The sequence below is a fragment of the Pseudomonas sp. RL_5y_Pfl2_73 genome (assembly GCF_963970515.1).
Taxonomy (GTDB): Bacteria; Pseudomonadota; Gammaproteobacteria; order Pseudomonadales; family Pseudomonadaceae; genus Aquipseudomonas.
The window spans coordinates 84,908-96,662 of the sequence record NZ_CAXAPD010000020.1 but is presented as its reverse complement, the minus strand read 5'-3'; the positions used below and the strand labels follow the sequence as shown (position 1 = coordinate 96,662).

The window sequence follows — 11,755 nt, the reverse complement described above, 5'->3', positions numbered from 1 at the left end:
ACTTGAGGTTGTGCTTCGTTTCCCCGTTCTCTCGCTCAGATTCAATAGTGGTACCACTTCACCTCGAGCATCACCTCGTTCTCCGGCGAGGCCAATTGGCTGAACTCCCGCTGGGCACTCAGGCGCAGGCCCAGGTTGCGGGACAATTCCCATTGCTGATTGAGGCTCAGGCTGCGACGCACTTCGCCGTTGACGAAATAATCACCCTTGGCTTCCAGGCTCAGGTTGCCCAGTGGGTTTTTCCACAGCACACCGCTATTGAAGCCGGCGGCCGGGGCGATGAATTGGGCGAAGTCGTTGTTGTGCTCGACCCGCACCGTGCCCAGGGCAAAGCCCAGCAGCTCTTCCCCCAGCGCCCAGGTGCCGCCGGCGCCGCCGTTGATGTGGCTGACCAGGGTTTCATCGTCGTGCTTGCCTGGCACCCGCTCCAGGCCGCCGGTGACCTGCCAGGACAGCGGTTGCAGCAGCTCGTTGCGTGGGGTCAGGGAGCGAATGGTCGCCAGGTCCAGTTGTTGCACCTGCCAGTCATTGCCTTCGTACTGGCGCAGTTTCAATTGCAGGATTTCGATCTGTGCCCCCAACGGGAAACTTTCGGCGTTGTCGTTGAGGTCGTGATAGGCCATGCGCAAGCCATACTCGCCGAACGCCCGACCGCCCCGCGTGCCGAGGCCGACCTGCCAGGTGCGCGATGGGTGACCGTCCTCGGGCAGGCCTGGTTGCGGGATATCGAGTTCCGGCGCGGGGTTCTGGTTGATCGCCCGCAACAGTTCGAAACTACGCTGGGCGCGTTGTGGATCGCGTTCCTGGCCGTTGGCGCGATAGCGCTCCAGGCGATAGGCCGCATCGATGATCAGCGCCTGGCGTTCGCGCGGCAACACCTTGAAACCGGGGGCTTGCAGTTGCTGCTGGTCGGCGCTGACGTTCAGTACCCATTGCTGTTCGTCATCGCTGAGCGGTTCGGCGCGGCTGAGCAGTTCCCGTTCACGGGACGGTCGATACTGGATGCTTTCCACCAGGCCAGCTGCTTTTACTGCCTTGACGGTGTCGGTGGGAATTGCCGTCAGCGGGAATTGTTCGGTCAGGCGCAGACTGGGCCGGGCCACTTGCAGCAATTCGAGCAGGCGATAAGAACAATTTTCGTCGAAGAAAAAATAGTCGAACTGAATCTGCTTGAGTTCCCAGACGTGCTCGACCATGCGTTCTGTTTCCGCCTGGCTCAGGTTCAGGCGGTATTCCCACAGGTCGCGGTTCTCCAGGCTACGATACTCGGAGAGTTTTTCCTGGTACGGCACCAGCGCGAACAGGCCAGGATAGCCGCCCATCAGGCCCTTCCAGGCATAGAGAATGCTGTTGTCCGAGCCTTCGATGTAGGCGCCGAAATTGATCGCATAGCTGAGCAGGGCGGTCTTGTCGCTTTGTACATCGGCCTGGTCGATGCGTAGCAGGGTGTGGCCGAACATCGAGGACGGGCTGTTCAGGTACGCAGCGGGGAAAATCAACACCGCGCTGTGGGGCGAGACGTCCTTGAACCACTGAGTGAACTCGTTGCAGTTGACGGTCGGCAGGTCCGTCAGGTTGAGCTGGGCCTTGAGCCAGCGCGTTCGCGCCGGGTACACGCACTGGGCATGCTGCTGGCCGGCGCTGGCCGGGCCGTACAGGGCTTTTAGCGTGGCGGTCAGTTCACGGTCGGGATGTTCGTTGCCATCGGGCGCGAGGAAAAACTTCTTGTCGTTGATATAGCTACGCCAACCGCCGAGCTTGGCGGTTTCGTAGTGGCCCAGGGAAATCCAGAAGCGGTCATTGGCCAGTTGCTGCAAACGTTGAGGGTCGACATGAGGCGCGGCGGACAGCGGGGCGCACACACAGAGCGCCAGCCAGGCAAGACGTTTGAGCATAGTCGGCTACTTGGAAAGGCGAAAAATAAAGACCGAAGGGGCCCCAAAAAGAAAACCCGCTCCCCGAGAGGAGCGAGTGGTGTCGAGCTTAAGCTTGAGTGGCGTATTTGGCCAGGCGAGGATCGCTTTTCAGCACGGCCAGAGTGTTGGTATGCACGTCTTCGGCGGTCACGTCAGCTTTGCTGAAGATCTGTTGGAAGTGCTCGTGGGTGACGGCAGAGAAATGTGCGCGGTCTTCCGGCGCTACGCCCAGTACCACGGCATAGGTGGTCAGCGCTTCGCCTTGACCTTTGGCCATGTCCTCGGACAGCTCGTTCATCATGCCATTCATGGCCAGCCAGGACTTGCCACCATAGGTCAGTGCCGCATTGGTCGAGCAACCGTTGGTGCCGGATGTCATGCCGAAGGTAGCGTTACCGGAAGTGCCGTTGGTGGTGGATGCGAGGAAGTGTGCCGGAGTGCCACGCTGACCTTCGAACAGCATGTTGCCCCAGCCGCAATCCGGACCGCCTGGCGCCTGAGCCATGGCGTTGATGGATACAGCGGTGAAGAGAGTACCGAGAAGAATCCGTTTCATAGCTATGTTCTCTTTATGTGCATACCGATGGACAGGGTTTGGCCCTACAGCAGCCAGTGGGCCGGTTATTGTTCCAGCCGCGCAGTTTGGAGTTTAGGCACGATCCTGGGGTTCCGTGGCATTTTGCAAAAACATTACGGGGGATCACCTGCCTACCGGGCCCCGCCCGAGGTTTTCCCGTTGACTATGCTTTGGGCTGAGGCGCTCCTTGCCAGTCAGGTACAGGCGGCGCCAGAATGCCGCTATCTGCCCCGCCTGATGTAAGGAAGCCCGATGCCTGATCCTGTTGCTGCCAGCTTGCGTCTAGCGCCCGAAGCGCTGACCCGTCCGTTTTCCGCTGAACAGTTCAGCTTCTCTACCACCAATGATCTGGAGCCCTTCCGCGGTGTGCTTGGCCAGGAACGTGCGGTCGAAGCCTTGCAGTTCGGCGTGGCCATGCCGCGCCCCGGTTACAACGTATTCGTCATGGGCGAGCCCGGCACTGGCCGGTTTTCGTTTGTCAAACGCTACCTCAAGGCCGAAGGCAAGCGCCTGCAGACCCCGGCGGACTGGGTCTACGTCAACAATTTCGATGAGCCCCGCGAACCCCGTGCCCTGGAACTGCCGTCGGGCACGGCCGGTGCTTTCATCGCCGACATCAACGGCCTGATCGACAACCTGCTGGCGACTTTCCCGGCGGTGTTCGAGCACCCGTCCTACCAGCAGAAGAAAAGCGCCATTGACCGCGCCTTCAACCAGCGCTACGACCGGGCCCTGGATGTGATCGAACGCCTGGCGCTGGAGAAGGATGTCGCGCTGTACCGTGACAGCAGCAACATCGCCTTCACGCCAATGAGCGAAGGCAAGGCCCTGGATGAAGCGGAATTCGCCCAGTTGCCGGAAGCCGAGCGCGAGCGTTTCCATGAGGACATCTCGGGCCTGGAAGAGCGCTTGAACGAAGAACTCGCCAGCTTGCCGCAATGGAAGCGCGAGTCCAGCAACCAATTGCGCCACCTCAACGAAGAAACCATCACCCTGGCCCTGCAACCGTTGCTGGCACCGCTGTCGGAAACGTACGCGGAGAACGCTGCGGTCTGCGGCTACTTGCAGGCCATGCAGGTCTATCTGCTCAAGACCGTGGTCGAGCAATTGGTGGACGACAGCAAGACCGACGCCATCGCCCGCAAACTGCTGGAGGAGCAGTACGCGCCGAGCCTGGTGGTCGGGCATCCGTTCAGCGGTGGTGCGCCAGTGGTGTTCGAGCCGCACCCGACCTACGACAACCTGTTCGGTCGGATCGAATACAGCACCGACCAGGGTGCGCTCTACACCACGTACCGGCAGTTGCGCCCGGGCGCCTTGCACCGGGCCAACGGCGGTTTCCTGATTCTGGAAGCGGAAAAAATGCTCAGCGAACCGTTTGTGTGGGATGCGCTCAAGCGCGCCCTGCAATCGCGCAAGCTGAAGATGGAGTCGCCGCTGGGTGAGCTGGGCCGGCTGGCCACGGTGACCCTGACGCCACAGCACATCCCGTTGCAGGTCAAGGTCGTGATCATTGGCGCTCGCCAGCTCTACTACGCCTTGCAGGACCTGGACCCGGACTTCCAGGAAATGTTTCGCGTGCTGGTGGATTTCGACGAAGACATCCCGATGGGCGACGAGAGCCTGGAGCAGTTTGCCCAGTTGCTCAAGACCCGCACTTCGGAAGAGGGCATGGCGCCGCTGACTGCCGATGCGGTGGCGCGCCTGGCGACCTACAGTGCGCGCCTGGCCGAACACCAGGGACGCTTGTCGGCGCGCATCGGGGACCTGTTCCAACTGGTCAGCGAGGCGGATTTCATTCGCCAACTGGCCGGTGACGAGATGACTGACGCCGGCCACATCGAACGTGCCCTCAAGGCCAAGGCCACCCGCACCGGGCGCGTCTCGGCACGGATCCTCGACGACATGCTGGCCGGGATCATCCTGATCGACACCGCTGGCGCGGCTGTGGGCAAATGCAACGGGCTGACAGTGCTTGAGGTCGGCGACTCTGCGTTTGGTGTGCCGGCGCGGATTTCCGCCACGGTGTACCCGGGCGGCAGCGGCATTGTCGACATCGAGCGGGAGGTCAACCTTGGCCAGCCGATCCACTCCAAGGGTGTGATGATCCTTACCGGTTACCTGGGTAGCCGTTATGCCCAGGAATTCCCGCTGGCGATCTCGGCCAGCATCGCACTGGAGCAGTCTTACGGTTACGTGGACGGCGACAGCGCGTCCCTGGGCGAGGCTTGCACGCTGATTTCAGCTTTGTCGAAGACGCCGCTGAAGCAGTGCTTCGCCATCACCGGTTCGATCAACCAGTTCGGCGAAGTGCAGGCGGTGGGCGGGGTCAATGAAAAGATCGAAGGCTTCTTCCGCCTCTGCGAAGCCCGCGGGTTGACCGGTGAGCAGGGGGCGATCATTCCCCAGGCCAACGTCGCGACCCTGATGCTCGATGAGAAAGTACTGGCCGCCGTGCGCGCCGGGCAATTCCACGTTTATGCCGTGCGTCAGGCCGACGAAGCCCTGAGCCTGTTGGTGGGCGAGCCTGCTGGCGAGCCGGATGAAAACGGTGAATTCCCGGAGGGCAGCGTCAACGCCCGCGTGGTGGAACGGCTGCGGGTGATCGCGGAGATGATCAGCGAAGACGACATCAAGGAAGCGGAAAAGGAACTGGCACAGCAGGCATTGACGGAGGCCAAGCCGGCTTGAGGCTTTCCTGACCGCAGCAAGACCCCCTGTGGGAGCGAGCGTGTGGGAGAACAGCCTGTGGGAGCAAAGCTTGCTCGCGATAGCGTTTGTCCAGTCAACAGAAGTGTTGCATGTGACCACCCCATCGCGAGCAAGCTTTGCTCCCACAAGCGCTCGCTCTGTTTGGTGGATTCCCTCTAAAACGCCACCACTTTGGCGTCAATATTCACACTGTGACCGCTCGGCGCATTCTGGTCTCGAAAGTCCTTGCGACCAGAACTTTTCTTCTATCCTCAGCTCAAGGATAACGAGAGTCATCGATCGGATCGAAACAGCCTCCTCCTGGGGCTGAATACCGGATCTACCGAGGGGCGCCGCCATGTCGCGCAACCTTTGCCTCACTCGTCAATGCCTGGGCCTTGTCACCCGTATCGAATGCGCCATTCGCCCCCTGGCGGGGGATACCGGGATGTGGACCTTGCTCTTCGCCGCCGGAATGGCTGGCGAACAACCCTCCGCCATCAAGGCCCAAGGGCCATTCCCCGGCCCGACTGCCGCCGAATCCATCCTCGACACCATTGTGCAGAACCTGACATTGCACGGCTACGAGCTGGCCGACGACCCGCAGATATGGTCCCTGCACATGCAAGCCCAGCTGCGTGAAATCAATGGAGGCCGTTGTCGCAACGTCGGTGGCTTCGAGTTTCGTCCGCTGCATTAAAGGCCAGCACTGCACGGGCACCGGCAGTAAAATTTTGACACAAGGGCAGGGATCAGGGAGGGTCCCGACGTTTGTGGGGCCGATCGTGGCTGATATACTCGCCGCGATTTTTCAGCCCAGGTGTGAGATTCAATGGAACGCTTTATCGAAAACGCAATGTACACCTCCCGTTGGCTGCTAGCGCCGATCTACTTCGGGCTGTCCCTGGGCTTGCTAGCCTTGGCGCTGAAATTCTTCCAGGAGGTCTTTCACGTCATCCCCAACGTGTTTTCCATGGCTGAGTCCGACCTGATCCTGGTGCTGCTGTCGCTGATCGACATGGCACTGGTGGGTGGCCTACTGGTGATGGTGATGATTTCCGGCTACGAGAACTTCGTCTCGCAACTGGACATCGCCGAGGACAAGGAAAAGCTCAACTGGCTGGGCACCATGGACTCTTCATCGCTGAAGATGAAAGTCGCCGCCTCGATCGTGGCTATTTCCTCCATCCACCTGCTGCGCATTTTCATGGACGCCAAGAACGTCGATCCCGAGCACCTGATGTGGTACGTGATCATCCACATGACTTTCGTGGTCTCGGCATTTGCCATGGGGTACCTGGACAAACTGACCAAGCACTGAGGCCCGTTCACCGCGCTGGCGCAACGCCCGCCTGGCAAATTGCAGGCGGGCGTTGTCGTTTCTGGCAGGTCGCTTTGACGCCGGGGGGCTCGTCACCAGCAGTGGCATCTGTGCTAGTCTGCTCGCCCTTTTGGTTCCGGGCGCTCCGGGAGACGCCGTGGCACACGGCAACTCTCGAGCCGTCCGCACAGCGGAGCAGCATCATGTCCGAAGTTAACCTGTCCACCGACGAAACCCGCGTCAGCTACGGCATTGGCCGTCAGTTGGGCGACCAACTGCGCGACAACCCGCCACCGGGCGTGAGCCTGGATGCGATCCTGGCCGGCCTGACCGACGCGTTCGCCGGCAAGCCAAGCCGCGTGGGCCAGGACGAGATGTCCGCCAGCTTCAAGGTCATTCGTGAAATCATGCAAGCCGAAGCCGCTGCGAAGGCTGAAGCCGCCGCTGGCGAAGGCCGTGCGTTCCTGGCCGAAAACGCCAAGCGTGAAGGCATCACCACTCTGGCTTCCGGCCTGCAATTCGAAGTGCTGACCCAGGGTGAAGGCGCCAAGCCGACCCGTGAAGACCAGGTGCGTACCCATTACCACGGCACCCTGATCGACGGCACTGTGTTCGACAGTTCCTACGATCGTGGCCAGCCAGCCGAATTCCCGGTAGGCGGCGTGATCCCAGGCTGGACCGAAGCACTGCAACTGATGAATGCTGGCAGCAAATGGCGCCTGTACGTGCCAAGCGAACTGGCTTACGGCGCTCAAGGCGTTGGCAGCATTCCACCGCACAGCGTGCTGGTGTTTGACGTCGAGCTGTTGGACGTACTGTAAGGCCCTGTCCGGTTTTACCGCCGGATAAAAACTGTGGGAGCGAGCTTGCTCGCGATGGCGGTGTGTCAGTAACGAAAATGTCGACTGACCGACCGCCATCGCGAGCAAGCTCGCTCCCACAGGTTCTTTGTGCTCATCCGTGGAACCTGCCGCTGAAATCACCCGTGGGGCGCAACGCCCGGGCGTAGCAGAACAGGAACAGGTTGCGCACCAGTTCCTTGAGCACCATCGGCTCACTGGAGTTGAGACTGTTGAGGTCCAGATCCCCCTGGTCCTGCAGCTCGTTCAAGGCTTCTTCTTCAAGCACCGCACAGACTTCCCCGGTTTCCCGATGCAGGATCCTGAGGTAGGGGTGTGGGCGGTCCAGCCAGGCATCGATCAAATAAGTCATGGTTCTCATCTCCTTGATGGGGTTCGATGAGAATAATTCTTATTCGCTAAATAGCAAGTCTCTATTGGCGTTGCGATTGTTTTTCTGACGATGGGTTATGGCGGCTCAGAACGGCTGGCGCTTGGATAGCGCCCGAGAAATGGGGTCGAAGCGGAGAGGGCGAAGTTCCATCCCACATGTGGGGTGTGGGATGGAATACAGCAGGATCAGACTTTTCTGACGAACTCGGATTTGAGTTTCATCGGGCCGATGCCGTCGATCTTGCAGTCGATGTCATGGTCGCCATCGCACAGGCGGATGTTCTTGACCTTGGTGCCGACCTTGACCACCAGCGACGTGCCCTTGACCTTGAGGTCCTTGATCACGGTGATGGTATCGCCGTCCTGCAGGACGTTGCCGACCGAATCTTTCTTCATCACGGTATCGTCGGACACTGTTTCAGCTTCGCCGCTGGCGGACCATTCGTGGGCACACTCCGGGCAGACCAGTTGAGTACCGTCTTCGTAGGTGTATTCGGAATTGCATTTCGGGCAGGGAGGCAACGTGCTCACTAAGGTTCCTTGGGTATCAGGAGGGCAAAAGGGCGCACATTATATAGGGTTTTGTTGCAGAGGAGGGGCGGTGCTGCGTTCGAAGCCCTGTGGCGAGGGGACTTGTGGGAGCAAGGCTGCCCGCGATACAGGCGACTCGGTGTCTGAAGGACCGCATCGTCGCCATCGCGGGCAAGCCTTGCGCCCACGAAAAGCCCCTTGTGGATCAGTGGGTACGCGCCACCGCAAACTCGCTCAGTTCCACCAGCGCATCGCGGTATTCGCTGGCCGGCAGGGCGTCGAGGCATTTGATCGCGCGGGCAATGTAGTCCCGGGCCAGTTTGGCGGTGTAGTCCAGCGAGCCGGACGCTTCAACTGCGACACGGATGCTTTCCAGGTCTTCGATCCCGCCTTTCTGGATCGCCTGGCGGACCAGAGCGGCCTGTTCTGGTGTGCCTTCGCGCATGGTGTAGATCAGCGGTAGGGTCGGCTTGCCTTCGGCCAGGTCGTCACCGACGTTCTTGCCCAGGGTCTCGGCATCGCCCTTGTAGTCGAGCAGGTCGTCCACCAACTGGAAGGCCACGCCCAAGTGGTCGCCGAAGGTGCGCAGTGCTTCGCTCTGCTCGGCGCTGGCACCGGCCAGGGCGGCGGCGCTGTGGGTCGAGGCTTCGAAGAGCATCGCGGTCTTGCCGCGGATGACTTCCATGTAGGTTTCTTCCGTGGTGCTGGCATCGCGCACCTTGGACAATTGCAGCACTTCGCCTTCGGCGATGATGCGTGTGGCCTGGGACAGGATTTTCATCACCGGCATCGAGCCCAGTTCGACCATCATTTCGAACGAGCGCGAATACAGGAAGTCGCCCACCAGCACGCTGGGAGCATTGCCCCACATGGCGTTGGCGGTCGAACGGCCGCGCCGCATGCCGGACATGTCGACCACGTCATCGTGCAGCAGGGTCGCGGTGTGCAGGAATTCGATGGTGGCGGCCAGCAGGCGCATGTCGTCGCCTTCGCGACCCAGGGCCTTGCCGCACAACAACACCAATAAAGGCCGCAGGCGTTTACCGCCGGCCGATGTGATGTAGTCGCCGATTTTCGATACCAGCGGCACTCGGGAAGTCAGCTGCTTCTTGATGATGCCGTCGACGGCGCTAAAATCGTCCGCCACCGTGCGGTAGAAAGCTTGGGGTTGCATCAGCGACAGGTGCTCCAGAAGGGTTGCGCGGCATGCTAGGACCCCCACCCAGGCCTGTCAAGGCGCGATGGACGGCTACTTGCAAGGCTGTTGCGCCTTGCGTACAATCGCGCACCCTGAACTTCCTGGGCAGCACCTGCCTTACGCAATTGCATTAGGGCCTTCCAGCCCATGCAGCCATGCCAGCCAATACCTCTTCTTATAAAGCGCTGGGTGAGCAGGATTATCGGAGAAATACCATGTCGTACGCAGTAATTGTTACTGGTGGCAAGCAATACAAGGTCGCCCCAGGTGAATACCTGAAGATCGAAAAACTGGAAATCGCTACCGGCGAATCCGTGACTTTTGATCGCGTTCTGTTGGTCGCCAATGGCGATGACGTGAATATCGGCGCTCCAGTCGTTGCTGGCGCTACCGTTGTGGCTGAAGTGATCTCCCAGGGTCGTCACGATAAAGTCCGCATCATCAAGTTCCGTCGCCGTAAGCACCACATGAAGCGTATGGGCCACCGCCAGTGGTACACCGAGATCAAAATCACCGGTATTCAGGCTTAATTTCAGCCTAATTCCTCACTAGGAGAATTGAACTCATGGCACACAAAAAAGCTGGTGGTAGTACCCGTAACGGTCGCGACTCAGAAGCCAAACGCCTTGGCGTGAAGATGTATGGTGGCCAGAAAATCATTCCGGGCAACATCATCGTGCGTCAGCGCGGCACCCAATTCCACGCCGGTTACGGTGTTGGCATGGGTAAAGATCACACCCTCTTCGCGAAAATCGAAGGCGTGATCAAGTTTGAAGTAAAGGGCGCGTTCAACCGCCGTTACGTGAGCGTTGTCGCAGCTTAATTGCGAGATCGCTGGAAAAGCCCTGTCTTGCGACGGGGCTTTTTCGTTTGTGGGGTGAGTCTCTTGCAAAACTGTTTGTATGGGCTGTCGGCGCTGCGGTTGGGGCGTGTTATCAGGTCGCTGCGCTCATTTTTGCAAGAGTCTTATGTCTTGTTTTTTTGGCTCGTCCGTATGGCGAGAGGCGTGTGTCATGAAGTTTGTTGATGAAGTATCGATTCGAGTAAAGGCTGGCGACGGCGGCAATGGTTGCATGAGTTTCCGTCGGGAAAAATTCATTGAAAACGGTGGTCCTAACGGTGGTGACGGAGGTGACGGCGGCTCGATCTACATGCTCGCCGACGAAAACCTCAACACCCTGGTTGACTATCGTTACACCCGGCACTTCGATGCTGAGCGTGGCTCCAACGGCGGCAGCACCGACTGCACCGGCAAGAAGGGCGAAGACCTGGTCCTGCGCGTGCCGGTCGGCACCACGGTGATCGATTCCGCGACCCAGGAAGTGATTGGCGATCTGACCAAGGCAGGCCAGCGTTTGCTGGTCGTCCATGGCGGCTGGCACGGCCTGGGCAATACCCGCTTCAAATCCAGTACCAACCGTGCGCCACGCCAGACCACGCCGGGCAAGCCGGGCGAGCAGCGTGACCTGAAACTGGAAATGAAAGTGTTGGCCGACGTGGGTCTGCTGGGTCTGCCGAACGCCGGTAAAAGTACCTTCATTCGCTCGGTGTCGGCGGCCAAGCCGAAAGTGGCCGATTACCCGTTCACCACTCTGGTGCCGAACCTGGGCGTGGTCAGCGTCGATCGCTGGAAGAGTTTCGTGGTCGCGGACATCCCGGGGTTGATCGAAGGCGCTTCCGAGGGCGCGGGCCTGGGGATTCGTTTCCTCAAGCATTTGTCCCGTACCCGTCTGTTGCTGCACCTCGTGGACATGGCGCCGTTGGATGAGACCAATGCCGCCGATGCTGCCGAGGTCATCGTCAACGAACTGACCAAGTTCAGCCCGGCCCTGGCCGAGCGCGACCGTTGGTTGGTGTTGAACAAGTGCGACCAGATCCTTGAAGAAGAGCATGAGGCGCGGGTCAAGGAAATCGTTGATCGCTTAGAGTGGGAAGGTCCGGTCTACGTGATCTCGGCCATCGCCAAAGAGGGCACCGAGCGCCTGTGCCACGACATCATGCGTTACCTGGAAGATCGCGCTGACCGCCTGGCCAACGATCCGGCCTACAAGGAAGAGCTGGCCGAACTCGATCAGCGCATCGAAGATGAGGCTCGTGCCCAGTTGCAGGCGCTGGACGACCAGCGTGCCCTGCGTCGCAGTGGCGTCAAGTCGGTCCATGACATTGGTGACGACGATTGGGACGAAGAAGATGTGGATGACGAAGACGGTCCGGAAATCATCTACGTTCGTGACTGATCTTGTGCTGATGCCGCCCAGTTGGGGCTAAGGCCCATGTGGGCGAACCTGT

General features: G+C 60.0%; 12 protein-coding genes. 7 read left to right on the top strand and 5 right to left on the bottom strand.

The window, feature by feature from the left end; translation table 11 throughout:
- Positions 1-41 precede the first annotated feature (41 nt).
- Entirely contained in the window at positions 42-1,895 is a 1,854-nt protein-coding gene (locus AACY42_RS19500; protein WP_339481700.1) for an Lnb N-terminal periplasmic domain-containing protein, read from the bottom strand.
- 88 nt (positions 1,896-1,983) lie between these two features.
- The gene (locus AACY42_RS19495) at positions 1,984-2,472 is read right to left on the bottom strand and encodes a DUF3015 domain-containing protein (RefSeq protein WP_003185616.1); all 489 of its coding nucleotides are present in this window, start codon (positions 2,470-2,472) and stop codon (positions 1,984-1,986) included.
- A gap of 273 nt (positions 2,473-2,745) precedes the next feature.
- Here AACY42_RS19495 and AACY42_RS19490 point away from each other — a divergent pair, with 273 nt between their 5' ends.
- From AACY42_RS19490 to AACY42_RS19475, 4 genes are all read left to right on the top strand, one after another.
- The gene (locus AACY42_RS19490) at positions 2,746-5,184 is read left to right on the top strand and encodes a Lon protease family protein (protein WP_339481699.1); all 2,439 of its coding nucleotides are present in this window, start codon (positions 2,746-2,748) and stop codon (positions 5,182-5,184) included.
- 358 nt (positions 5,185-5,542) lie between these two features.
- On the top strand, positions 5,543-5,884 hold the full coding sequence (locus AACY42_RS19485; protein WP_339481697.1) for a PA4575 family protein: 342 nt from the start codon (positions 5,543-5,545) through the stop codon (positions 5,882-5,884).
- A gap of 132 nt (positions 5,885-6,016) precedes the next feature.
- A complete protein-coding gene (locus tag AACY42_RS19480) occupies positions 6,017-6,505 on the top strand; it encodes a TIGR00645 family protein (RefSeq protein ID WP_339481696.1) in 489 nt (162 codons plus the stop codon).
- Between the two features lie 203 nt (positions 6,506-6,708).
- Positions 6,709-7,326: an FKBP-type peptidyl-prolyl cis-trans isomerase gene (locus AACY42_RS19475; protein ID WP_003205746.1), complete on the top strand. Its 618-nt coding sequence runs from the start codon at positions 6,709-6,711 to the stop codon at positions 7,324-7,326.
- Positions 7,327-7,459: 133 nt separating this feature from the next.
- On the opposite strand, the gene AACY42_RS19470 is transcribed toward AACY42_RS19475, so the two are convergent.
- The 3 genes from AACY42_RS19470 to AACY42_RS19460 all read right to left on the bottom strand — a co-directional run bounded on the left by AACY42_RS19470 (position 7,460) and on the right by AACY42_RS19460 (position 9,442).
- Positions 7,460-7,717 (bottom strand): PA4570 family protein, encoded by a 258-nt coding sequence (locus AACY42_RS19470; RefSeq protein WP_339481694.1) that lies wholly within the window; start codon positions 7,715-7,717, stop codon positions 7,460-7,462.
- Positions 7,718-7,923: 206 nt separating this feature from the next.
- Positions 7,924-8,268: a zinc ribbon domain-containing protein YjdM gene (locus AACY42_RS19465; protein ID WP_339481693.1), complete on the bottom strand. Its 345-nt coding sequence runs from the start codon at positions 8,266-8,268 to the stop codon at positions 7,924-7,926.
- 205 nt (positions 8,269-8,473) lie between these two features.
- Positions 8,474-9,442, bottom strand: a complete 969-nt coding sequence (locus AACY42_RS19460; protein WP_339481691.1) for a polyprenyl synthetase family protein — start codon at positions 9,440-9,442, stop codon at positions 8,474-8,476.
- Between the two features lie 239 nt (positions 9,443-9,681).
- Between AACY42_RS19460 and rplU the strand changes: the two genes are divergently transcribed.
- From rplU to cgtA, 3 genes are all read left to right on the top strand, one after another.
- Complete coding sequence (gene rplU / locus AACY42_RS19455) at positions 9,682-9,996, top strand: 50S ribosomal protein L21 (RefSeq protein ID WP_003176051.1); 315 nt, start codon at positions 9,682-9,684, stop codon at positions 9,994-9,996.
- Positions 9,997-10,031: 35 nt separating this feature from the next.
- Positions 10,032-10,289 carry a 50S ribosomal protein L27 gene (gene rpmA / locus AACY42_RS19450; RefSeq protein ID WP_003176049.1) on the top strand — a complete coding sequence of 86 codons (258 nt, stop codon included), beginning with the start codon at positions 10,032-10,034 and terminating at the stop codon, positions 10,287-10,289.
- A 190-nt stretch (positions 10,290-10,479) separates the two neighbouring features.
- Entirely contained in the window at positions 10,480-11,703 is a 1,224-nt protein-coding gene (gene cgtA, locus AACY42_RS19445) for an Obg family GTPase CgtA (RefSeq protein ID WP_339481689.1), read from the top strand.
- Positions 11,704-11,755 lie beyond the last annotated feature (52 nt).

Bases quoted from the DNA above. Each gene is read 5' to 3' on its own strand.
- AACY42_RS19480 (WP_339481696.1), top strand. From the start codon at position 6,017: ATGGAACGCTTTATCGAAAACGCAATGTACACCTCCCGTTGGCTGCTA.
- AACY42_RS19495 (WP_003185616.1), bottom strand. From the start codon at position 2,472: ATGAAACGGATTCTTCTCGGTACTCTCTTCACCGCTGTATCCATCAAC.
- AACY42_RS19485 (WP_339481697.1), top strand. From the start codon at position 5,543: ATGTCGCGCAACCTTTGCCTCACTCGTCAATGCCTGGGCCTTGTCACC.
- cgtA (WP_339481689.1), top strand. From the start codon at position 10,480: ATGAAGTTTGTTGATGAAGTATCGATTCGAGTAAAGGCTGGCGACGGC.
- AACY42_RS19490 (WP_339481699.1), top strand. From the start codon at position 2,746: ATGCCTGATCCTGTTGCTGCCAGCTTGCGTCTAGCGCCCGAAGCGCTG.
- AACY42_RS19460 (WP_339481691.1), bottom strand. From the start codon at position 9,442: ATGCAACCCCAAGCTTTCTACCGCACGGTGGCGGACGATTTTAGCGCC.
- rplU (WP_003176051.1), top strand. From the start codon at position 9,682: ATGTCGTACGCAGTAATTGTTACTGGTGGCAAGCAATACAAGGTCGCC.
- AACY42_RS19475 (WP_003205746.1), top strand. From the start codon at position 6,709: ATGTCCGAAGTTAACCTGTCCACCGACGAAACCCGCGTCAGCTACGGC.
- rpmA (WP_003176049.1), top strand. From the start codon at position 10,032: ATGGCACACAAAAAAGCTGGTGGTAGTACCCGTAACGGTCGCGACTCA.
- AACY42_RS19500 (WP_339481700.1), bottom strand. From the start codon at position 1,895: ATGCTCAAACGTCTTGCCTGGCTGGCGCTCTGTGTGTGCGCCCCGCTG.
- AACY42_RS19470 (WP_339481694.1), bottom strand. From the start codon at position 7,717: ATGACTTATTTGATCGATGCCTGGCTGGACCGCCCACACCCCTACCTC.